The following is a 21945-nucleotide window of genomic DNA, read 5'->3' on the forward strand; positions in this document are numbered from 1 at the left end:
CCTGCTGACCTGCCGACCTGCCGCCGTGGGCCTCGGTGGTCACTCGCTGGGCGTCACGAACCCCGACTCGTAGGCGAGGACGACCGCCTGGGTCCGGTCCCGCGCGCCGAGCTTCGCCAACATGCTGCTGACGTGCGTCTTCACCGTCTGCACCCCGAGGAACAGCTGCTCGGCGATCTCGGCGTTGGTGAGCCCGCGGGCCACCAGGCGCAGTACCTCGCTCTCGCGTTCGGTCAACGCGGCGCGGGCCATCGTCCCGCGCGCCGCCGGGTTGCCCCGGCCGGCGGCGAGGCGGCGGATCTGGGCGGGGAAGAGCAGCGACTCCCCGGCCGCCACCAGCCGGACGGCCTGGGCGATCTCGCTCGGCCGGGTGCGCTTGAGCAGGAAGCCGTCGGCGCCCGCCCGCAGCGCCCGGTAGACGTAGTCGTCGATCTCGAAGGTGGTGACGACCAGGATCCTGGGCGCGTACCCGCCGGGCGCGGCGGCGTCGCGGACGAGTTCGCGGGTGGCCTCGAGGCCGTCCAGGCCGGGCATCCGGACGTCCATCAGGACCACGTGCGGGCGCAGGCGGCGGGCGAGCGCGATCGCCTCCGCGCCGTCCGACGCCTCCCCCACCACCCGCAGGTCGCCCTGCGCCTCCAGCACCACCCGCAGGCCGGCCCGGACGAGTTCCTCGTCGTCGGCCAGCAGAATGTCGATCGTCACCCGCCCAAGCGTAGGGGTACCCGAACGGTCAGCACCCAGTCGCCGGACTCGACGCCGGCCGCGGCCTCGCCGCCCAGCAGAACGGCCCGTTCGCGGATGCCCCGAAGTCCCTTGCCGCCCCGGCGCGGTGAGCCCCCGTGGGAGCGGGCGGACGGTGGGCGGAGGGCGTTGGCGCAGCACAGTTCCAGGCTGCCGTCCCGGACCGCGACACGGACGCTGATCGGCTCCCCGGGCGCGTACTTGAGGGCGTTGGTGACACCCTCCTGCACGATCCGGTAGCCCTCGCGGGAGAGCACCCCGGGGAGGGCGCCGGCGGGGACGTCGACCCGGGCCTCGACGGGGCTGCCGGCTGCCCTGGCGGTCTCGAACAGGGCGGGGAGCCGGTCGATCCCGGGCCGTTCCCGCGCGTCCCGGTCGCCGTCGGCGCCGCGCCCAGGGACACCCGGAACGCCCTGGTCGGCGGGGTCGCGCAGCAGGGCGAGCGTGCGCTCCAGGTCGTCCATCGCCCGCCGGCCGGTCTCCTCGATGACCTCCAGCGCCCTGGCGGCGAACTCGGGGTCGCCGCCCTCGCGCGCCGCCCCGGCCTGGAGGACCGTCACCGTCAACGCGTGGCCGATCGAGTCGTGCAGCTCGCGCGCCAGCAGATTGCGCTCCAGCAGGCGTTCGGCGCGCAGCTCGGCGGCGGCCAGGCGCTCCGCCGGGGACGGCCCCAGCAGCCGGACCGCCATCGCCAGCTGGAGCCGGCCGCCCCAGACCACCAGCCAGCCGAGCCCGAACAGCAGCACCGGCGCCAGCACCAGCGCCAGCAGCGGCGCCCGGACCGGCCCGTCCGCACCGTCCGCCCGCAGACCGAACACCGCCGTCCCCGGCCGTAGGACCAGGTCGACGACGGTGGCGGGCACGAGGACCGAGGCCCAGCCGACGAGCCCGCCGAGGAGCACCCGACCGACCAGCCAGGCCGCCGTCCTCCGCCGGTCGGCCCAGCTGCGGGAGGGCTCGACGGCAATGTCCCGCTCCCGGTCGGGCACCAGCAGCAGCCGCGCCTGCACACCCTCCGCCCGCCGCGTCGCGGGCACCAGCGCGGCCAGCCCCAGCAGCGCGGCGTCCACGGGCACCGCCCGTGCCAGCAGCTCGCCCCGGCTCCACCCCTCGATGCCCGGCCAGACCATCAGCACGACGCCGACGAATACCGGACCGATCATCAGATGCAGCCAGCGCGCGTAGGTGGCGGCGCTCAACAGGGGCGCGAGTATTCGGGGCATCACGTCATCCTGCCAGGTCAGCGCGGTGCGCGGCCTCCCTCTCGGGAGGGAGGCAGATCCCCTCCCGGGCGGGATCCGCCGGGCCTCCGAGCTGCGGTCCCATGGAGTCACCGAAGCACGGAGGAAGGGAGAACAGCTCGTGATCACGGTGGAGGGACTCACCAAGGAGTACGGCGGGGCCCGGGTGGTGGACGGTCTCGACTTCGAGGTCGCCCCCGGGGTGGTGACCGGCTTCCTGGGGCCCAACGGCGCCGGCAAGAGCACCACCATGCGGCTGGTCCTCGGCCTCGACCGCCCGACCGCGGGCCGGGCCCTGGTCGACGGCCGCCCGTACGCCGAACTCGACCACCCGCTGCGGCGGGTGGGGGCACTGCTCGACGCGCAGGCCCTGCACGGCGGCCGTACGGCTCGCGGCCATCTGCGCTGGCTGGCCGCGAGCAACGGCCTCCCGGAGCGCCGGGTCGACGAGGTGCTCGACCGGGTCGGGCTGACCGGGGCCGCCGGGCGGCGGATCCGCGGCTTCTCGCTCGGCATGCGCCAGCGCCTCGGGGTCGCCGCGGCGCTGCTCGGTGACCCGCCGGTGCTGATGCTCGACGAGCCCGTCAACGGCCTCGACCCGGAGGGCATCCGCTGGATCCGCACGCTGCTGCGCGGACTGGCCGCCGAGGGCCGGACGGTGCTGGTCTCCTCGCACCTGATGACGGAGATGGCGCTGACCGCCGACCACCTGGTGGTGATCGGCCGGGGCCGGCTGCTCGCGGACGCGGCGACCTCCGACTTCATCGACCGCCACGGCCGGACCAGGATCCGGGTGCGGGCCGTCGACCCGGTCCGGCTGGCCGCGCTGATTCAGCGTTCGGGCCTGGACGCGCGACCCGCGGCGGACGGCGCCTGGGAGGTGACCGGCGCGACGGCCGAGTCCGTCGCCGCCCTGGCCGCCGCCGACGGCGTGGTGCTGTTCGAGATCGCCGTCCAACAGGACTCCTTGGAGGAAGCCTTCATGCGGATGACAGCCGACAGTGTCGAGTACCGGGCGGTGGCCGCGTGAACGCCGCGACGACCGTGCCCGGTTCCCCGGTCCGTAGCGCCCTGCGTGCCGAACGGATCAAGTTCACCACCCTGCGCTCGCTCTGGATCACCCCGCTGGTCGGCCTGCTGCTCACGGTCGGGTTCACCACCGCGGTCGCGGCCACCCTCGGCGGGAAGGACGAGAGCATCACCGCCGACCCGGGCGTGGGCGTCCACTACGGCCTCAACTTCGGCCAGGCGGCCCTGGTCTGCTTCGCCGTCCTGCTGTTCGGCCAGGAGTTCGGCACCCGGATGATCGGCCTCTCCCTGACCGCCGTCCCGCAGCGCGGCCGCCTCTACGGCGCCAAGCTCGCCCTCGGCGCGGCCGTCGCCCTCGCGGTCGGACTGGTCGGGACGGCCGGGGCGTTCGCCGGCTACGCCGCGTTCGTACCGGAGCGCTGGAACGGCCCCGCGCTCGTGCGCAGCGCCACGGCCGGCGTGCTCTACCCGGTCCTGCTGGTGGTGCTCTGCCTCGGGCTGACCGCCGCCCTGCGCAACCTCACCGCGGCCATGGGCCTGCTGCTGCCCACCGTCTTCCTGCTCTCCCCGCTGCTGTCCGGTGTCCCGGTGGTGCGGCACGGCGTGCAGTTCCTGCCCGACCGGGCCGGCCAGTACGCACTGCTCTACCGCGACGACCCGCAGATCGCCTACGGGCACTGGACCGGCCTGCTGATCATGGCCCTGTGGGCGGGCGCGGCGGCCTGGGGCGGGCTGTACCGGCTGCGCCGTCAAGAGGTGTGACGGCGTGCCGCCACCGGGCAGCGACACCTGGCGTCCGGCGGCGGGTGCGCGGGCGGCCGGCGGCGGTCAGTCGCGCAGCGCCGGGTGGTCCGCCACCACGGTGCAGCTCCCCGGGGCGATCTCCGTGAAGCCGGCGTCCTGCACCAGCGGGAGGCCGCTCGCCACCAGGTCCGCCCACGCCTCGGGCGTCGCCGTGCGGACGGCGAGCGCGAAACCGCTCTCCGCCCACTCCTTGCGGCGGGCGTCGTCCAGCCGCCACCAGGCGAGCTGCGCGGCATGGCCGGTCTGCGCCATCGTCTTTCCGGCGCTCATCTCCAGCTCCGGGTTCAGCCACAGCACCGGCACACCCGTCGGCGCGGGACCGACCGGACCGGTCTCCTCCAGGTCGGTGCCCGACACCTGGAGCTTGGCCAGCTCCTTCGGCCAGCCGTCCAGCGGAACCGGCGGGAAGACCCGCACCTCCGCCTCCAGGCCCGTCACCGTGATGCCGGGCAGCTCCCCGGCCTTGCGCCACTCGCCGCCGCGCGCCCGCCGGACCACCTTGCGGATCCGCGCGTCCTCCCAGGCCAGCACCCGCTCCGCCCACTCGCCCTCGGCCTCGACCACCCTCGGGTCGTTCAGCAGGGTCAGCACCGCCCGCGCCGAGGTCTCCAGCGCGTCGGTCCGCCCGGGCGGCGTCGCGCGCTCCGTCCGGACCACCAGCGGCAGCACGTACTGCTGCCGGGCGTCGCGGTCCTCGGGCATCGGGTCGGGAACGGGGGCGTCGAACGGTGAAGTCACCGGTCCAGCATGCCAGCCCCCGCCCCGGGGCGATCACCGCGGGGCTCCGGACGCCCGGGGACCGGCGCCACCGGGTCGGTGGCGCCGGATCGGTGGCGCCGGATCGCGTGCGCGGATCGGTGGCGCCGGAAGCCGGGCGCCCGGTCAGCGCCGGTAGCCGCGCTGGGCGTCCCGCTCCTCCGCGTCGTCGTAGTTCAGGAACCAGCCCTCCGGGTGGGTGGCGGTGAGCAGCAGCTCGGCGCGCTGCTCCGCGGTCAGCTCCGGATCGCCGTCGTCCGGCCCGTAGACGCCGAACAGCTCGTCGTGGCAGCCGTCCCAGTCGTAGTCGTAGAGGTCCGCGGGCAGGTCGCCCATCATGTCGGCGACCGACTCGGGCTGCGCCCCGAGCAGGGTCCGGGCGTCGACCAGGGCCATCCGGAGCGCGATCTCCTCCGCCAGGCAGCGCGGGAGCGGCCACTCGCCGAGCGCGAGGTCGTCGGCGAGGTCGTCGAAGGTGCGGGCCATCGCGCGGCGCCAGCTCCGGTGCAGCCGCCAAGTGCGCTGCGGCAGCCTCCCGAACACCGTCCAGTCCGCCTCCTCGCCGTCGGCCACCGACTCGTCCTCGTGCTCGTCGAGGTCGTCGTAGGCGGCGTCGGCCAGCCCGAGCAACTGGGCGTGGAGCAGGCACGCGGTGCGCGGGGTGAGGGTCCAGTCGCCGGCCGCGCTGCCGCCGTCCTCCTCGTCGCCGTCCAGCGGGAACAGCTCGGCGAAGTCCGGTGCGAAGTCCTCGGTGACGCTGATCTCCAGCGTGCCGCCGACCGCCTCGACCCCGGGGATCGCGGCCACCAGCCGGTCCGGGTGCAGCAGTGCGCCGAGTGCCGCGTTGGCGTCCTCGGCCACCTCGCGCAGCAGTTCACGGCGCTGCCCGGCCGGATCGACGCCGTCGAAGTCCAGTTCCTCCACGGCCGCGATGGCCGCGGCGCGCAGCGCCGGCCAGTTCGTGATCCGCAGTCCCAGGACCACCGTCGCCTCGATCTCCTGCGCGCCGGAGTCCTCCGCCGCGCCCGGCCCCTGTGGATGATCGCTTCGCTCGCCCATGGGGCTACGGTACGGCCTTTCGGCCGTCCGATCACCGGTCTGTTCCGGCTACCCTACGCGTTCTCGCCGTCACTGCCCCGCCTTCTCCCGGTCGCGCCCCCGCGCGCCTCTGTTCGACGGCGTCGAACCGCCCGCAGGATGGGCGCCATGGCAAACATCGACGAGTACGGCGGCGGGCAGCGCCCGGACGCCCAGGTCCTGGTAGTGACCACCAACGACATCCCCGGCTACCGGGTGGACCACGTGATCGGCGAGGTCTTCGGTCTGACGGTGCGCAGCCGGCACATCGGCAGCCAGATCGGCGCCTCGCTGAAGTCGCTGGTCGGCGGCGAGCTGCGCGGCCTGACCAAGACCCTGGTGGAGAGCCGGAACGAGGCCATGGAGCGGCTGGTCGAGCAGACCAAGGCGCGCGGCGGGAACGCGGTCCTGATGTTCCGGTTCGACGTCACGGAGGCGGCGGACGTCGGCACGGAGGTCTGCGCGTACGGGACCGCGGTGGTGATCTCCCCGGCCACGGCCTGAGCCGGGGCGGTCCGGCCCGGCAGCTGCCGGGCTGGTGACGGGCTGCGGCCGGGGAACGCGGTACCGACGTTCCGGTTCGACGTCACGGAGGCGGCGGACGTCGGCACGGAGGTCCGCGCGCACGGGACCGCAGGGGTGATCTCCCCGGCCGACGGCGGGTCTTCCCGGCCCGGCAGCGGCTGGGAACACCCGCCGCGCACCGGATGTTTCACGGGCGTGACTGTTTACGGTGCAACCAACTCCGGCCCGGTCCGCCGGGTCGACGTCGTGGTGGTCGGCGCGGGCCAGGCGGGCCTTTCGGCCGCCTACCACCTGCGCCGACGCGGCTTCGCACCCTTCCGCGAAGCCGTCGGGGACGGCGGGGCGGGCACGACGGGCGGGGAAGGCGCGGCGGGCGGGGAAGGCGCGGCGGGCGGCACCGGCGGCGGGTTCGTCGTGCTCGACGCCGACGACGCCCCCGGCGGCGCCTGGGCCCACCGGTCGCCGTCGCTGCGGATGGCCACCGTGCACGGTTTCCACGACCTGCCCGACGTCGAACTCCCCGAGGTCGACCCGAACGCGGCGGCGCGCGACGTCGTCCCGGGGTACTTCGCGGCGTACGAGGCACAGCACGCGCTCCCGGTGGTGCGCCCGGTGAGGGTCCTGGCGGTGCGCTCGGAATCGGCGCGGCCCGACGCCCGGCTGCTCGTCGAGACCGACTCCGGCACCTGGTCGGCCCGGGCCCTCATCAACGCCACAGGCACCTGGACCCGGCCCTTCCTCCCCCACTACCCGGGCCGGTTCGCCGGACGGCAGCTGCACTACGCCGCCTACCGGGGGCCGGAGGAGTTCGCGGGCAAGCGGGTCCTGGTGGTGGGCGGGGGCGCCTCGGCGATCCAGGTGCTGTCGGAGGTCGCGGCGGTCGGCGAGACCGTCTGGGTCACCCGCACCCCGCCGGTCTACCACGCCGGACCGTTCACCCCCGAGTACGGGCGAGCCGTGGTTGCCAAGGTCGAGGAGCGGGTCCGCCAGGGGCTGCCGGTGCGCAGCGTGGTGAGCGTCACCGGGCTCGGACCGTCGGTGGCCTACCGCCGCGCCGAGGAGCTGGGCGCGCTGCGGCGGCGGCCGATGTTCGACCGCCTCACCGAGCACGGGGTCGCCTGGGGCGACGAGGAACTCGCCGTCGACGCGATCGTGTGGGCGACCGGCTTCCGCCCCGAGGTCGGTCACCTCGGCCCGCTCGGCCTGCGCTCCCCGGGCGGCGGCATCGCGCTGACCGGCACCCGGGCCACCGCCGACCCCCGGGTCCACCTGGTCGGCTACGGGCCGTCCGCCAGCACCGTCGGCGCCAACCGCGCCGGCCGGGCGGCGGTCAACGAGATCGTCGGGCTGCTCGGCGCCCCGGCCGCCGTCGCGGTGACGGTGGCCGGGGCGCCGACGGCGGGGTAGCGGCCGGCCCGGGAGGCGGGCGGGCGGCGCCGTTCCGGGGGCGGGCGAGCAGCACCGTTCCCGGGGGCGGGCGCCGCCGGGCGGCCCGTCAGCGGTCGTAGTCGACCGTCACCCGGTCCGTCACCGGACGGGCCTGGCAGGTGAGGACGTAGCCGGCCGCCAGCTCCTTCTCCTCCAGGGCGAAGTTGCGCCGCATCGACACCTCCCCCTCGGTGACCAGGGCACGGCAGGTCCCGCACACCCCGCCCTTGCAGGCGAACGGCAGGTCGGGCCGGGAACGCTGCGCGCCGTCCAGCACCGACCGGTCGCGCGGCAGGCTGAGCGTGCTGCCCCGGCCGTCCAGGACGACGGTGACCTCGCTGCGTTCGACGCCCTCGGCCCCGTCCGCCGCGCCGGGGGTGTCGTCGGCGCGTTCGCCGATCGGCTCGTCCTCGGCGTGGAACAGCTCCTGGTGCACCCGGTCCGTCGGCACGCCCAGGCCGGCGAGCAGTTCCTTGGCCCCGGTGACCATCCCGAACGGCCCGCAGAGCCACCAGTGGCCGACCGCCGGCACGTCCACCAGCGCCCGCAGCAGGGCCTTGACCCGCTCCGGGTCGAGCCGTCCGCTGAGCAGTTCGGCGTCCCGGGTCTCCCGGGAGAGCACATGGACCAGCTGGAACCGGCCCAGGTAGCGGTCCTTGAGATCGGCCAGCTCGTCCGCGAACATCACGGTGTCGCTGCGCCGGTTGCCGTAGAGCAGGGTGACGGTGGAGGCGCGGTCGGCGGCGAGCACGGAGGCGGCGATGGACAGCATCGGCGTGATGCCGGAACCGGCGGCCAGCAGCACATGGTCGGCGGGCCGGCCGAGGTCGGGGGTGAACAGGCCGGACGGCGTCAGCACCTCCACCTCCTCCCCCGGCCCGGCGTCCCGCACCAGCCAGCGCGAGAACAGGCCGCCCGGCACCTCGCGCACGGCGATGCGCAGCGGGCCGCCGACGGGGGCGCAGATCGAGTAGGAGCGGCGCTCGTCGACCCCGTCGACCACCCGGCGCAGTGTCAGTGTCTGCCCCGGCCGGAACGCGAACGCCTCGGTGAGCCCGTCGGGCACCGCGAAGGTCACCGCGACGGCGTCGTCGCAGAGCCGCTCCACCGCCGCGATCCGCAGGGCGTGGAACGCCGGCCGGCGGGCCGGGCGGACGGGCGACGGCTCGGCGGGGGGCAGCTCGGCGGACGCTTGCTCGGCGGACGACTGCTCGAACGACGGTGGGACCGTCGGGACTGCCGGGACTGCCGGGACTGCCGGGACTGCTGGTGGAACGGCGGCCATGCTCAGATCTCCTTGACGCGTTCGAAAGGCTCGCGGCACTCGCGGCAGCGCCACAGCGCCTTGCACGCGGTGGAGCCGAAGCGGGACAGCTCCTCGGTGTCGGTACCGCCGCAGAGCGGGCAGGCGACGGGCGCGGCGGTCGCGACCCGGGTCGGGCCCAGACTCAGCAGAGTGGCGCCGCCGGCCGCCGCGCCGCCCCCGGGCCGGGGCGGGGCGATGCCGGCCTCGGCGAGCTTGCGCCGGCCCTCGGGGGTGATCAGGTCGGTCGACCACGGCGGGTCGAGCCGCAGCCGGACCCGGACGTCCGCGAACCCGGCCGCCCGCAGCCGCCGGTCCACGTCGGCGGCCATCTCGGCGACGGCGGGGCAGCCCGAGTAGGTCGGGGTGATCCAGGCGGTCACCACCGGGTCCTGCGGGTCCCCGGCCACCTCGACGTCGGCCAGCACACCGAGGTCGGCCAGGGTCAGCATCGGCAGTTCCGGGTCCGGCACGGCGGCCGCCACCGCCCAGGCCGCCCCGCTCGACGCGCGCTCCCCGGCCACGGCCGTCACCACGTCGCGCCCGGGTGCGCGCGGGCCAGCACCTGCAGCTCGGCGAGCAGCAGGCCCAGGGCCTCGCTGTGCACCCCGTCCCGGCCCGCCCGGCCGCCGACGGTCGCCAGCCCCGCCACGTCGGGCACGGCCAGCCCGGCCTCCGCCAGCACCGCCGCCAGTGAGCGCAGCACCGGTTCGCGCAGCGTCGCCGGGTCCACCCCGACCCGCAGCTCGACCGGGTGCGCGGTGAAGAGCTCCTCCAGCAGCGGCCAGACCGCGTCCAGACCGGCCTGCATCCGCGCGGCCGAGTACGGCGTGCCGTCGCCGAGCCGCAGCGTCCACGCGGTGGCGTACTCGCGGTGGTAGGCCAGCTCCTTCACCCCGCGCGCCGCGACCGCCGCCAGCACCGGATCGGCGTGCCCGGCCAGTGCCTCGTACAGCGCGCCGCGGACGGTGGAGAACAGCAGCAGGCGGGCGATCGAGTACGCGAAGTCCCCGTTCGGCGCCTCGACCAGGCGGACGTTGCGGAACTCGTGCTCCTCGCGCCAGTACGCGAGGTCGTCCTCGGTCCGCCCGGAACCGTCCGCCTGCCCGGCCCGGGTCAGCAACTGGCGGGCCTGGCCGAGGAGGTCGAGGCCGAGGTTGGCGAGCGCGACCTCCTCCTCCAGTTCGGGCGCGCGGGTGCACCACTCGATGAGGCGCTGGGCGAGGACGAGCGCGTCGTCGCCCAGCATCAGGCAGTACGCCGCGAGGTCGGTCCCGTCCAGCCCGGACGGGACGGCGGTGTCCACCCCGAGCAGCGGGTCGGCGAAGCCCGTCCCGTACGCCCAGCGGCCCTCGCCCTCGGGCTCGGGGGACGCCTCGGCGAGGCTCAGGTACACGTGGTCGTCGGTCATGGTTCGGCTGCTCCCGGTCAGATGTGCGGGACATCCTCGGGGATGTCGTAGAAGGTCGGGTGGCGGTAGACCTTGTCGCCGCTGGGCGCGAAGAAGGGATCGCGCTCGTCCGGGGTGGACGCGGTGATGGCGTCGGAGCGGACCACCCAGAGGCTGACGCCCTCGTTGCGGCGGGTGTAGAGGTCGCGGGCGGCGAGCAGGGCCATCCGGTCGTCGGCCGCGTGCAGGGAGCCGACGTGCACGTGGTTCAGGCCCCGCCGGGGGCGCACGAACACCTCGTAGAGCGGCCAGCCGGCCTTGGACTCGGTCACTTCCCGTTCTCCTGTTCCGTCTTCTTGCCGGCGTCCGCGGCCGTGCCGGCGTTCGGCTCCGCGCCCGCGGTCGTGGCCATGGCTGCGGTCGTCGCCGTGGCCGTGGCTGCGTTCGTGGGCGTGGCCGCGTCCGTCGCCGTTCTCACGTCGGTCCCGGTGCTCGGGGCGGCCTCGGCGCGGCGCTTCTCCGCGTACGCGGTGGCCGCCTCGCGCACCCACGCGCCGTCCTCGTGGGCGGCCCGCCGCCGTTCGACGCGCTGGGCGTTGCACGGGCCCTGGCCCTGGATGACCCGGTTCAGCTCCGACCAGTCCGGCTCGCCGAAGTCCCAGCTGCCGCGCTCCTCGTTCCAGCTCATGCCGGGGTCGGGGAGGGTGACGCCGAGGTGCTCGGCCTGCGGCACGGTCATGTCGACGAAGCGCTGCCTCAGCTCGTCGTTGGTGTGCCGCTTGATCCGCCAGGCCATCGAACGGGCGGTGTTCGGCGAGGCGGCGTCGGAGGGGCCGAACATCATCAGCGACGGCCACCACCAGCGGTCCACCGCGTCCTGGACCATCCGCCGCTGGGCCTCGGTGCCGCGCATCAGCGTCATCAGCAGCTCGTAGCCCTGGCGCTGGTGGAAGGACTCCTCCTTGCAGATCCGGACCATGGCGCGCGCGTACGGACCGTAGCTGCAGCGGCACAGCGGGACCTGGTTGCAGATCGCGGCGCCGTCCACCAGCCAGCCGATCACACCGACGTCGGCGAAGGTGAGCGTCGGGTAGTTGAAGATCGAGGAGTACTTCTGGCGGCCGGAGATCAGCTTCTCGGTGAGTTCGGCGCGGTCCACGCCGAGCGTCTCGGCCGCGGCGTAGAGGTACAGGCCGTGGCCGGCCTCGTCCTGGGCCTTCGCGAGCAGGATCGCCTTGCGCCGCAGGGAGGGGGCGCGGGTGAGCCAGTTGCCCTCGGGCTGCATGCCGATGATCTCGGAATGGGCGTGCTGGGCGATCTGGCGGACGAGGGTCGCCCGGTAGGCGTCGGGCATCCAGTCGCGGGGCTCGATGCGCTGCTCCGCGGCGATGACGGCCTCGAACGCCTCCTCGGGCGATGCCCCGGGCCGCTCGGCCACCTCTGCTGTCACCACGGTCCCCTTTCGCTGCCTGTGTCCCCACCCCGTCGGCGGGCCGCCAACCGACTGACCGTTCGGTCGGTACCATTGTGCGCGGTGGGACGGGCGACTGACAAGGGAGCACCGCCGATGTCGGGGCGGCGGACCCGAGGGCGGGGCGGGGGCGGGGGGCGGGGCGGACACGGAAGGCGGGGCCCGGGGAAGGCGAAGGCCGGGCCCGAGGCCCCGGGGGCTCAGGCCGGCCGAGTGGAACGCGCCGCCGCCGGCCACCGGCCGACTGCGACTGCGACTGCGCGACGGACGTGCCGGGCCTCCCCCTCCGCCTCGACCGGCCGACGCGCCCCGGCGGGCAGCTGGCCGAGCACGGGGTCGAGGATGTGGCCCACTGCTGACTTGCCGGCTTTCAGCGTTCTCTGCGCCGCGGTGCCGCATCGGGCACCGCGGCGCCGAGGAGCAGGCACCGGCGATCCGGTGGATGTCGGCTCCAGCTCCCGGTCCGCTGCTCGTCACTGCCCCACACTTTGCAAAGTACACACTTTGCAAAGTGTGGAGAAGCGGTCACTCGAGCTCCCTCGCGAGCCGACCAGGGCCGCGAATTCCTTGCAAACACTGGCCCAGCCGTGGATCGGCACGGTCCGGACTTGCCAAGGAACTTTGCAAAGTGGAGGCTTTGCAAAGTGACCACCCACAACACTCCCGCCGAACCGGCCGCCCTCCGGAGCGGAGCTCCCTCCCGGCCGCTGCCGCAGCACGCGATCCGCGCCGGGCTGCTCGACCTGATCTCCGAGTGGGGCAGCATCACCTCGAACCAGGCCGCGCAGATGCTCGGCCAGAGTTCCGGAACGTGCTCCTTCCACCTCCGGCAGCTGGCCCGGTACGGGGTGATCGAGGAGGCGCCGACCGGGGACGGCCGTTCCCGCCCGTGGCGGCTGCGATGGACGGGATCGCTGATGCCCGGTGAGCCGGGCTCGCCGACGGCCGGGCGGGCCGGCGACGATCCGACCCCCGAGCCGGCGGCCGAGCTGGAGGACGGCAGCTACCGCCACTGGCTCGCCAACCGCTCCGCCGCGCCCACCGAATGGCAGCGCGACCAGACCTCCAGCGACGTCCTGCACCTCACCAGCGACGAACTCGCCGACCTCGGCGCCGCCGTCCGCGCCCTGATCGCGCCCTACCGGCAGCGCGAACCGCACACCGGGACGCATCCCGTCGCCGCCGTCACCCGGCTCTTCCCGCTGCTCGCGGACACCGGCGGGGACGCCGCGACGCGCTGACGGCTGACGGCTGACGGCTGACGGCTGACAGATTTCATCATCTGCCAGCCGCCAGCCGTCGTGAACGGTCCGCCGACGGTCACTCGTCAGCCCCCGTCGGCCGTCAGCCGTCGCCGACCGGGATCTCCCGACCCGTCACCCCTCCGAGCGGTCGCGCAAACGCGGGAGCGGAACGGCGAGGAGCGCCGCCAGCAGGGCGATCCTCGGTGCCAGCTGATCGATCCGGATGTGCTCGTGCCGGGCGTGCGCGCCCCCGCCGACGGCGCCGAACCCGTCGAGCGTGGGGAGTCCGCGCGAACCCGGCAGGTTGGTGTCGCCCGCCCCGCCCGCCGGACCGCCGTCCAACTGCTGCCCGAGCACCGCCGCGAGTGAACGGACGTGGCGCAGCAGTGGATTCGCGGAGCGTTCGGGCCACGCCGGACGGCTGGACAGCACCTCGGTCCGCACCCGTGCGCCCGGCCGCAGCGCGGTCAGTCGGGCGAGGTTGTCGAGGGTCCGGCGCTGCGCTTCGGTGGTGGAGAAGCGCAGGCCGAGTTCCGCCTCGGCCCGGCCGGCCACGACGTTGGCCCGGCTGCCGCCGCTGATCCGGCCCGCGTTCAGCTCGGTGCCGGGGAGGCTGACCAGGCCGCGGACGGCGACGAGCTGGTCGACCAGTTCGTCCACTGCCGATACGCCGTCGGCGGCGTCGTTGCCGGCGTGCGCCTCGCGCCCGGTGACGGTGAGCCGCACCCGGGTGGAGCCGCGGCGGGCGGTCTTGAGTCGGCCGTCCGGGTGCGGCGGTTCGAGGCCGAGTACGGCGGCGGCGTCGCGGAGTTGGCGTTCGACGAGGCGCTTGCCGTCCGGACTGCCGACCTCCTCGTCGGAGACCACGACCAGACGGACCGTGCGGTGGGGGCGTTGACCGAGGTCGGCGAGCAGGGCGAACGCTCCCTCCAGAATGGCGAGTCCGCCCTTCATGTCGACCACGCCGGGCCCGCTGAGGGTGCCGTCCTGCTCGGTGACCGGCCAGTCGGTGAGGATGCCGGCCGGCCAGACGGTGTCGTGGTGGCCGACCACGAGGAGGTGCGGCAGGCTTTCGTCCCGCCCCTCCCACTGGAGCACGAGGTGGTCGCCGGCCGGGCCCGGTTCGCGGTGCACGGTGGCACCGGTGGCCCGGAATCCGGCGGCCAACTCCTCCGCCAGGGCGTCGAGTCTGGGTGCGTCACCACTGGGGGACTCGATCCGGGCCAGGTCCGCGCAGCGTCGCCGGACGGCCCCGGCGAGGGTGCGGGCGCGGCTGGTGAGGGCCTGGGGCAGACCGGGGAGAGCGGCGGTGGGGCCGGGTTGGCCCTCGCTGTCGGGGACGGCCGGAGCGTGGGGGGCCGCTGCGACGGGTGGCGCGGCGGCGGGTGTGGGGGCGGCCGGGGCGAGGGCGGTTCGGGCGGTGCCGGTTCTCCCGGTCGTTCCGGGGGCGGCCGTGCCGGGGGCGGCTCCGGTGGTCCTGGTCGGCTCGACAGGGGTGAAGGCGGTGGTGGCTGCTGCCGCGGTGACGGTGGCGGTGGTGGCGCCGGCGGTCATCGTGGTGACCGTCGTGCTGCCGGCGGCGCTCGTGGGGGCAGCGTTCGCGGTGCCGGTGGGGGCGACGTTCGCGGTGACGGATCCGGTGGCGACGGTCGGGGTCGCGGCGGCCACAGGGCTCGCCGCAGGAGTGGCGGGGCGGACGGCTTGAGGACTCAACGCTTGCCTCCGCGGCCGCCGCCGGTATACAGCGGCCGCGCGGATCGGCCGGGGCGGCCGGTCCGCCCCGACCAGGTCACCGGGCCGACGGCCCCGGCTGTGACGGCGGGACACCAAGAGGGTCCGTCCGTTCCAAGTGCGCTGGAACGGCTGGGCGGCGTGTGTGGCATGTGCGTCCTCCTCGCTCGATCCGGTGGCCCCGATCGTCCCGGAGCCTCCGTGGACGGCGGCTTCCCTTGCGGCGGGCGCAGAACGACGCACCACCACAGGGAAGCCGAGATGTGAGCCTAGAAGAACCGTTCGGTTTCCTGCGAGGTGGCCCTGCTCCCAGCGTGCCGGGGTCGGGATCCGCCCCGTCGCCCGGCCGCTGAACGGCGGTCGGCGCACGACATGCGAACCCGGCTCGGCGCGCGGGCGCGGTCGCCGGATCGCGCCCACCTCCACCATGGACCCGGGGCCGGGGTTCGGCAGCACAGGACGCCAAGGCGCGCCTTTTCCAAGCCAGATGGGTGACGGCGGATCGCCGTCGACTACCGCGCGGCGCTGATCCGGGGGCGGTGGATCCGGGGCAAATCACCGTGTTCCCAGGCGATGGTGGAGAAGTGCGGACGGATCGTCGCACGAGGGGAGGGCGGTCGGGTCAGCCGCCGTCGTCCACCACGCCGGCGTCCCGGGCGAGCAGCGCCGCCTGGACGCGGTTGCCGACCCCCAGCCCGGTGAGGATCCGGCTGACATGTGCCTTGACCGTGCTCTCGCGCATCCCGAGGGCTGCCGCGATCTCGGCGTTGGAACGACCGGCGGCGAGTTCGCGCAGCACGTCGCCCTCGCGCGGCGTGAGCCCCTCCAGACGGCCCCGGGCCGCGACCGCGCGTGGCTCCCCGGTGCGGTGGTAACGGTCGATGAGGCGGCGGGCGGCGGCCGGGTGGAGCATGCCCTGCCCACCGGCGACCACGTGGACGGCACGGGCGATCTCGGCGGGCGGGGTGTCCTTGAGCAGGAAGCCGTCGGCCCCTGCCGCCAGGGCCCGGTAGACGTACTCGTCGAGGTCGAAGGTGGTGAGCGCGATGACGCGGGGGGCGTCCGGCAGTGCGCGGAGCCGCCGGGTCGCGGCGATGCCGTCGAGTCCGGGCATCCGGATGTCCATCAGGGCGACGTCGATGCGGTGGCGGGCGGCGAGTTCGACGGCCTCCAGTCCGTCGGCGGCCTCGGCGACCACGGTCAGCTCAGGGTCCTGGGCGAGCAGGTCGACGAGTCCGAGCCGGACCAGCGCGTCGTCGTCGACCACCATGGTGCGGATCACGTCGCCTCGTTCGGTGGGTTCGGGCCGGTCCGCGGGGCGGTGGCCGCCGGGGCGGAACACCGGCCGGACGGTGGGCCGGACGGTGGGACGGGCGGTGGGAGGGACTGTGGGACGGGCGGTGGGAGGGACTGTGGGACGGGCAGTGGGGTGGGTGCGGCGGGTGTGGTCGGTGCCGTGGGTGCGACGCCCGGGTTCCGGCCGGGGTGCGGGTCGCTCGCCCGGCGGGCTGTCCGGGCGGGCGACCGTGCGGTCGGGCCGGGCGGCGGCCGGACCGGAAGCCGGGCCGGCGCTGGGAGGCGGGCCGCGAGCCGGAACCCGCCCCGGCCGTCCGGTCCCGCGTCGAAGTGTCCACCGAGAGCGCCGAGCCGCTCACCGAGCCCGACCAGGCCGTAGCCACCCCCGGTACAGGCACCGGAGGGAGCAGGGTCGCCCGGGCCGTTGCACACTTCGACGGTGGTCGCGGGCGTGCCGTACCGGACGCGGACGGTGACCGGGGCGGTGTGCGCGTACTTGCGCGCGTTGGTCAACGCCTCCTGGACGACCCGGTGCACAGCCAGCCGGTGGGTGGTCGGGATGTCCTCCGGGTCACCGGCGAGGGCCAGTTCGACGCGCTGGCCCGAGCCGGTGGCCTCGGCGACGAGTTCGGCGAGGTCGCGCAGAGCGGGCGCGGCGACGGGCTCCGTGACGGACGCGGCGACGGACGGGCGGGAGTCGAGGGGTGGACGGGGAGCGAGGGGTGGACGGGGAGCAACGGGCTCGGGAAGCGGCGCGGCGCCCACGCCGGGGGGCGCTGGGCCCGGCTCCGCGTGCGGCACCGTACTCGCACCCGTGCTCGCACTCCCCCGCCCGGGGACGGTTCGGACGCTGTCGGGCGCCCCGGCGTCACCGGCAGGTCCGGCGGAACCGGCCGGCGGGGCCGTCCCCACGAGTCCGGGCGGATCGGCCCGGAGCGCGCCGAGGACGTCGCGCAGGTCGTCGAGCGAGCGGGCGGCGGTGGCCCGGAGCAGTTCGAGGCGGTGGGCGAGGCGCGCCGGGTCGTCCGCCACCGTGCCGGCCCGGGCCCGGTCGCGCAGCACGCCGGCGTGCAGGACGAGGAGGCTGAGCCGGTGGGCGAGGACGTCGTGCATCTCGTGGGCGATCCGGGCGCGTTCCGCGGAGCGGGCCTGTTCGGCTCGGAGTTCGCGCTCCCGGCCGAGTGCCTCCACCTTGGCGTTCAGGGTCCGGATCAGTACGCGGCGGCCGTGCAGCCACATCCCGAAGGAGAGGACGGCCGCCTCGACCAGGAGTTGGGAACCGGTGGTGCCGACCCGGTCGGCGAGGGAGGCGGCGCGGACCGCACCGAGCCCGGCGAGCACGACCGCGGCCGCGAGTGCCGGGCCGGAGCGGCCCGTCGAGGCCAGGTGGTAGAGGCTGAACAGACCGGGGAAGGCGCGGTTCAGCAGTCCGCTGAAGAGAACGGGGAGGACGGCGGCGGCGACCGGGTGGCGGCGGGCCGTCAGCAGGGACAGCGGGGCGAGGACGGCCCCGGCCATGCGCAGGGGGCGCCAGGGGAGGTCGTGGACGCGCCACTGGGCGAGGGTCTCCTCGACGGCGAGCACGAGGACGGTCAGCAGGAGCAGCGTCTCGGTCGGACGATGCCGGCCTGGGGTGTACCAACCAAGTTGGTACTTAGGGTTGTTCACGGGATCGGGCCTCCTTCCGTCCTTCGTCCGGGGCCCCGATGCTACGACGAACCGACAGTGCGTCACCCCTGTCGATCGGCCATCGGCACCCTCGACTTTCGTCGGGGGTGCGGAGCATCTTTCGACAGTTCCACACAGGTCGGACGTTCTCTAGCGTCACTGCCATGACGACATATCAGCCCGACCGCGGGCCCGCCTCCTCCGCCGACACCACCGGGATCGCTCGCCCGGCGCCCGCTCGCGCCGGGCGGCGGGGACCGGACGGCGGTGACGGGTGGCTCTTCCTGTCCGAGGCACTGCGCACGTTCCGGCTGACGGGCGCGGTGGCGCCGAGCGGGGCGGCGCTGGTGAACGCGCTGACGGTCCCGGCGACGAGCCGTCCGGACCGGCCGCTGTCGGTGCTGGAGGTGGGCGCCGGGACAGGTGCGGTGACGCGGCGGCTGGTCCGGGCGCTGCGGGCGGGCGACCGGTTGCACGTGGTGGAGCCCAATCCGAGGTTCGCCGAACGGCTCCGGGCGGACGAGGAGCTGGCGTGCCGCGGGAGCGAGCTGGGCCTGCGACTGTCGACGTGCCGGGTGCAGGACCTCCCGGGGTGCGGCCCGCCCGCCACCGGGGGCGGAGGCCACGACGACGGCCGGTCGGGAGCGACCACGACCACGACCACGACCACGACCACGACCACGACCACGACCACGACCACGACCGAACGGTACGACGTGATCGTGTCGGGGCTGCCGTTCACCAACTTCGAGCCTGCGGAGGTGCGGCGGATACTCGATCTCTATCTGCGGCTGCTGCTGCCGGGCGGCGAGCTGACGTACTTCGGCTACCTGGGAACGTCGGCGGCACGGCTGCTGACGTCCGGCCCCCGGCGGAGTGCGCGGCACCGGGCGGTGGTGCGGCTGCTGCGCCGGTTCGAGGAGGAGTACGGACTGGGGAGCCGAGTGGTGTGGCGGAACGTCCCGCCGGCGCGGGCCCACCTGTTACGCGCACCGGGCGGGAGCCGGTCGGCGGCGGACCCGGGGCCCGCGAGCGCGACAGCGGGTCGTCCGAGTGCGAGCCGACCGGGCGCGGACCAACCAGGTGTGGGCCGACCGGGTGCGTCCGCCACGAGCGCCGAGTGCCCGGCGGGCGGTGTCGCGGTGTCCGCTCGATGATGGACCGGCGCCCCCGGCCCGGCCGGCGGGCCGGGCAGTGGATCGAGCCATGCGTCGAGCGGCACGAATGCGCAGCGCGACGAGAAGGCATCGAGCAGCAGGCTGGACAGTGGGTTGAGCAGCGCATCAAGCAGCGAGGAGTCCGCCATGACAGTCACGGTCCGTGACGCCGATGGCGCCGGCCGGTTCGAGGCGTGGTCGGACGGCACCCTGGCCGGGTTCGCCGAGTACCTGCGCAGCGACGGGCTGGTGGTGTACCCGCACACGGTGGTCGAGCCCGCGTACGAGGGGCAGGGCGTCGGCGGGGCGCTGGCACGGGCGGCCCTGGACGACGCGCGGGCGCGGGGACTGGCGGTCCTGGCGACGTGCCCGTTCATCAAGGGGTGGATGCTCCGGCATCCCGAGTACGTCGACCTGGCCTACGAGAACCGCAGCCGGGTGAGCGACTGATGGCCGCCGCCGGGGGCGCAGACGCCGAGGGCACGGGCGGCAGCGGGGGCGGAAGGGCGGCGGGTGGGCACGGCGGCGCCCGGACGTACCGGGGGGACGGGATCACGGTGTCCTTCGACGCCCGGGTGTGCCGTCATGCCGCCGAGTGCGTGCGCGGGCTGCCGGCGGTGTTCGATACGGCGCGGCGGCCGTGGATCATGCCGGACGCGGCCGAGCCGGGAGTGATCGCCGAGGTGGTGCGCCGCTGCCCGACGGGGGCGCTGGCCTACCGGCTGGCGGGCGGCGGGACGGAGGCCCCGGACCGGCCGACCACGGTGCGGCGGACGGCCGACGGGCGACTGCTGGTCCGGGGGGAGCTGCGGGTGACGGACACGTCGGGGGAGGTCCGGGAGACGTCGCGGGCGATGCTGTGCGGCTGCGGTCGGACCACGGAGCCGCCCTACTGCGACCGGAGCGGGGAGTGCGGCGGGCAGGGCGACTGATCCCCTCCAGCGGTGCGCAGCAACCGAGGCCCGATCGGCCCCGACCCCTCCACCTCCACCTGACCTGCCCCTCCACCTCCCCACACCCGCCAGGCCGCCGGACCGCCGGGCCGCCGACCCCGGATCACCACGATCGACAAATGACACATGACAGATTTCAGATGACAGATTTTGAAATCTGTCAGTAGCTGTGTCATCGTTGAGCCATGTCCACCACCCAGAACCCCCGCCCCCTCGCCCCGCGCACGCTCGGCACCACCGGACCGACGGTCTCCCCCCTCGGCCTCGGCTGCATGGGCATGTCAGACCTCTACGGCCCCGCCGACGAGGCCGAGAGCATCGCGACCGTCCACGCCGCCCTCGACGCCGGCATCACCCTGCTCGACACCGGCGACTTCTACGGCATGGGTCACAACGAGCTGCTGATCCACGAGGCGCTGCGCGGCCGCGACCGCGAGAACGTCCGGATCAGCGTGAAGTTCGGCGCCCAGCGCAGCCCGGACGGCCAGTGGCTCGGCTACGACGCCCGCCCGGCGGCGGTGAAGACCGCCCTCGCCTACACCCTGCGCCGCCTGCGCACCGACCACGTCGACATCTACCGCCCCGCCCGGCTGGACCCGGCCGTGCCGGTCGAGGAGACCGTCGGCGCGATCGCCGAGCTGGTCCAGGCCGGCTACGTCCGCCACATCGGCCTCTCCGAGGTCAGTGCCGACACCCTGCGCCGTGCCGCCGCCGTCCACCCGATCAGTGACCTCCAGATCGAGTACTCGCTCATCTCCCGCTCCGTCGAGGCCGGGATCCTGCCCGCCGCGCGCGAGCTCGGCATCGGCGTGACCGCCTACGGGGTGCTCTCGCGCGGCCTGCTCAGCGGCCACTGGCAGAACGACCGGGAACTGGCCGGCACCGACTTCCGCGGCCACAGCCCCCGCTTCCAGGGCGACAACCTCACCCACAACCTCCGGCTCGTCGACGCCCTGCGCGCGGTCGCCGCCGAACGCAACGCCACCGTCGCGCAGATCGCGATCGCCTGGGTCGCCTCGCGCGGCGAGGACGTCGTCCCGCTGGTCGGTGCCCGCCGCCGCGACCGTCTCACCGAGGCCCTCGGAGCCCTGGACGTGACCCTCACCGAGGCTGACCTCACGGCGATCGAGGCAGCGGTCCCCGCCGGGTCCGCGGCCGGTGACAGGTACGCTGCCGCCCAGATGGCCCATCTCGACAGCGAGCACTGAGGCGCGGTCCCGACCGCGTCGGCAGCCCGCTCCGGGCAGGGCCGTCAGCACCCGTAGCAACCGCCGACCGACCGACCGGCGGCCCCGCCCCGACCGACCGGCCACCGACCGCCCCGACCGGCCACCGGCCGACCGTCCGCCCGCCGCACCCCGGCGGGCGGACGCCTCACCCGTAAGGACGTACCGCCCCGTGAGCACGGACAGCGCACTCACCGCCGAGCAGATCCTGAGCGCGACGGAGGACGTCCTCAGGCGGTTCGGGCCGGCGAAGGCCACCGTCGTCGACGTCGCCCGTACGCTCGGTGTCAGCCACGGCAGCGTCTACCGGTTCTTCCCGAGCAAGGCGGCGCTGCGCGAGGCCGTCACCGAGCGCTGGCTCGCCCAGGCCCATGACGAGCTGAGCCTCATCGCCACCGGCACCGGGCCGGCCGCCGAGCGCCTGCACCGCTGGCTGGCCACGCTCTTCGCCGCCAAGCGGCGGAAGGCCTTCGACGACCCGCAACTGTTCGCGACCTACATGACGCTGGTCGGCGAGAACAGCCACACCGTCGAGAGCCACATCGGGACACTGATCGCCCAGATCGCCCGGATGGTCCGGGACGGCGCGGAGAGCGCGGAGTTCAACGCCGCCGACATCGACTCGACCGCCCGAGCCGTGTTCGAGGCGACCGCTCACTTCCACGACCCCGCCCATGCGGCGAGCTGGTCCGACCCGGCCGCCGACGCGCGGTTCGAGGCGCTCTGGCGGCTCGTCCTCGGCGGCCTGGCCACCAGGGGCTGAGCCTCCGTCCCGCCCCACCCCACCTGCCCCGGACACGACGGACCGGCCGCGCCTCCCCCGCGCGGCCGGTCCGTCGTGCTGTCCCGTCGTGCTGCTCCGACGCCCTGCCCCGTCGTGCTGCTCCGACGCCCTGCCCCGC

The 21945-nt window shown here is 75.0% G+C and carries 22 protein-coding genes; 10 read left to right on the plus strand and 12 right to left on the minus strand.

All coding sequences use genetic code 11. From position 1 onward, the window contains the following. Nucleotides 1-39 precede the first annotated feature (39 nt). Both BLU95_RS09720 and BLU95_RS09725 read right to left on the minus strand, forming a co-directional pair. Nucleotides 40-705 (minus strand): response regulator, encoded by a 666-nt coding sequence (locus BLU95_RS09720; RefSeq protein ID WP_093859656.1) that lies wholly within the window; start codon nt 703-705, stop codon nt 40-42. After that, on the minus strand, nt 702-1967 hold the full coding sequence (locus BLU95_RS09725) for a sensor histidine kinase (protein WP_093859657.1): 1266 nt from the start codon (nt 1965-1967) through the stop codon (nt 702-704). Before BLU95_RS09725 ends, BLU95_RS09720 begins: the two co-directional genes overlap by 4 nt. A gap of 139 nt (nt 1968-2106) precedes the next feature. Between BLU95_RS09725 and BLU95_RS09730 the strand changes: the two genes are divergently transcribed. Next, nucleotides 2107-3015: an ABC transporter ATP-binding protein gene (locus BLU95_RS09730; RefSeq protein ID WP_093859658.1), complete on the plus strand. Its 909-nt coding sequence runs from the start codon at nt 2107-2109 to the stop codon at nt 3013-3015. Next, entirely contained in the window at nt 3012-3776 is a 765-nt protein-coding gene (locus BLU95_RS09735; RefSeq protein WP_093859659.1) for a hypothetical protein, read from the plus strand. Before BLU95_RS09730 ends, BLU95_RS09735 begins: the two co-directional genes overlap by 4 nt. Before the next feature lie 66 nt (nt 3777-3842). Here BLU95_RS09735 and BLU95_RS09740 read toward each other — a convergent pair whose 3' ends face one another. Together BLU95_RS09740 and BLU95_RS09745 are read right to left on the minus strand one after the other, a co-directional pair. Then, on the minus strand, nt 3843-4520 hold the full coding sequence (locus tag BLU95_RS09740) for an aminoacyl-tRNA hydrolase (RefSeq protein WP_093859660.1): 678 nt from the start codon (nt 4518-4520) through the stop codon (nt 3843-3845). Between the two features lie 180 nt (nt 4521-4700). Continuing rightward, nucleotides 4701-5633: a hypothetical protein gene (locus BLU95_RS09745; protein WP_159424834.1), complete on the minus strand. Its 933-nt coding sequence runs from the start codon at nt 5631-5633 to the stop codon at nt 4701-4703. Nucleotides 5634-5780: 147 nt separating this feature from the next. On the opposite strand from BLU95_RS09745, the gene BLU95_RS09750 reads away from it, so the two are divergent. Together BLU95_RS09750 and BLU95_RS09755 are read left to right on the plus strand one after the other, a co-directional pair. Next, on the plus strand, nt 5781-6155 hold the full coding sequence (locus BLU95_RS09750; protein WP_045938048.1) for a YbjQ family protein: 375 nt from the start codon (nt 5781-5783) through the stop codon (nt 6153-6155). Between the two features lie 216 nt (nt 6156-6371). Further along, on the plus strand, nt 6372-7583 hold the full coding sequence (locus BLU95_RS09755) for an NAD(P)-binding domain-containing protein (RefSeq protein ID WP_093864757.1): 1212 nt from the start codon (nt 6372-6374) through the stop codon (nt 7581-7583). Between the two features lie 88 nt (nt 7584-7671). Here BLU95_RS09755 and paaE read toward each other — a convergent pair whose 3' ends face one another. Genes paaE through paaA form a run of 5 tightly spaced genes read right to left on the minus strand, consistent with a single transcriptional unit; the run spans nt 7672 to nt 11747 of the window. Continuing rightward, complete coding sequence (paaE, locus tag BLU95_RS09760) at nt 7672-8889, minus strand: 1,2-phenylacetyl-CoA epoxidase subunit PaaE (RefSeq protein WP_093859662.1); 1218 nt, start codon at nt 8887-8889, stop codon at nt 7672-7674. Between the two features lie 2 nt (nt 8890-8891). After that, nucleotides 8892-9431, minus strand: coding sequence for a 1,2-phenylacetyl-CoA epoxidase subunit PaaD (gene paaD / locus BLU95_RS43935; protein ID WP_231978499.1), 540 nt, complete (start codon nt 9429-9431; stop codon nt 8892-8894). Between the two features lie 5 nt (nt 9432-9436). Continuing rightward, entirely contained in the window at nt 9437-10318 is an 882-nt protein-coding gene (paaC, locus tag BLU95_RS43940; RefSeq protein ID WP_093859663.1) for a 1,2-phenylacetyl-CoA epoxidase subunit PaaC, read from the minus strand. Between the two features lie 17 nt (nt 10319-10335). Then, nucleotides 10336-10629, minus strand: a complete 294-nt coding sequence (gene paaB / locus BLU95_RS09775) for a 1,2-phenylacetyl-CoA epoxidase subunit PaaB (protein ID WP_030391930.1) — start codon at nt 10627-10629, stop codon at nt 10336-10338. Further along, complete coding sequence (gene paaA / locus BLU95_RS09780; protein ID WP_502689818.1) at nt 10626-11747, minus strand: 1,2-phenylacetyl-CoA epoxidase subunit PaaA; 1122 nt, start codon at nt 11745-11747, stop codon at nt 10626-10628. Before paaA ends, paaB begins: the two co-directional genes overlap by 4 nt. Nucleotides 11748-12412: 665 nt before the next feature. Between paaA and BLU95_RS09785 the strand changes: the two genes are divergently transcribed. Then, on the plus strand, nt 12413-13009 hold the full coding sequence (locus BLU95_RS09785) for a winged helix-turn-helix domain-containing protein (protein WP_231978501.1): 597 nt from the start codon (nt 12413-12415) through the stop codon (nt 13007-13009). Between the two features lie 135 nt (nt 13010-13144). On the opposite strand, the gene BLU95_RS45020 is transcribed toward BLU95_RS09785, so the two are convergent. From BLU95_RS45020 to BLU95_RS42205, 3 genes are all read right to left on the minus strand, one after another. Beyond that, complete coding sequence (locus tag BLU95_RS45020) at nt 13145-14725, minus strand: M20/M25/M40 family metallo-hydrolase (protein WP_197698739.1); 1581 nt, start codon at nt 14723-14725, stop codon at nt 13145-13147. Nucleotides 14726-15365: 640 nt separating this feature from the next. Next, complete coding sequence (locus BLU95_RS09795) at nt 15366-16025, minus strand: response regulator (RefSeq protein ID WP_093864761.1); 660 nt, start codon at nt 16023-16025, stop codon at nt 15366-15368. Beyond that, nucleotides 16022-17707 carry a sensor histidine kinase gene (locus BLU95_RS42205; protein ID WP_093859664.1) on the minus strand — a complete coding sequence of 562 codons (1686 nt, stop codon included), beginning with the start codon at nt 17705-17707 and terminating at the stop codon, nt 16022-16024. The genes BLU95_RS09795 and BLU95_RS42205 overlap by 4 nt, the downstream gene beginning before the upstream one ends. Nucleotides 17708-17871: 164 nt before the next feature. On the opposite strand from BLU95_RS42205, the gene BLU95_RS09805 reads away from it, so the two are divergent. The 5 genes from BLU95_RS09805 to BLU95_RS09825 all read left to right on the plus strand — a co-directional run bounded on the left by BLU95_RS09805 (nt 17872) and on the right by BLU95_RS09825 (nt 21806). Further along, nucleotides 17872-18864, plus strand: a complete 993-nt coding sequence (locus tag BLU95_RS09805; protein ID WP_197698740.1) for a class I SAM-dependent methyltransferase — start codon at nt 17872-17874, stop codon at nt 18862-18864. 147 nt (nt 18865-19011) lie between these two features. After that, a complete protein-coding gene (locus tag BLU95_RS09810; RefSeq protein ID WP_093859665.1) occupies nt 19012-19314 on the plus strand; it encodes a GNAT family N-acetyltransferase in 303 nt (100 codons plus the stop codon). Then, entirely contained in the window at nt 19314-19796 is a 483-nt protein-coding gene (locus BLU95_RS09815; RefSeq protein ID WP_093859666.1) for a (4Fe-4S)-binding protein, read from the plus strand. The genes BLU95_RS09810 and BLU95_RS09815 overlap by 1 nt, the downstream gene beginning before the upstream one ends. Nucleotides 19797-20002: 206 nt before the next feature. Continuing rightward, complete coding sequence (locus BLU95_RS09820) at nt 20003-21025, plus strand: aldo/keto reductase (protein WP_093859667.1); 1023 nt, start codon at nt 20003-20005, stop codon at nt 21023-21025. 190 nt (nt 21026-21215) lie between these two features. Then, on the plus strand, nt 21216-21806 hold the full coding sequence (locus tag BLU95_RS09825; protein ID WP_093859668.1) for a TetR/AcrR family transcriptional regulator: 591 nt from the start codon (nt 21216-21218) through the stop codon (nt 21804-21806). The last annotated feature ends 139 nt before the right edge of the window (nt 21807-21945 follow it).

The organism is Streptomyces sp. TLI_053, assembly GCF_900105395.1.
Lineage (GTDB): Bacteria > Actinomycetota > Actinomycetes > Streptomycetales > Streptomycetaceae > Kitasatospora.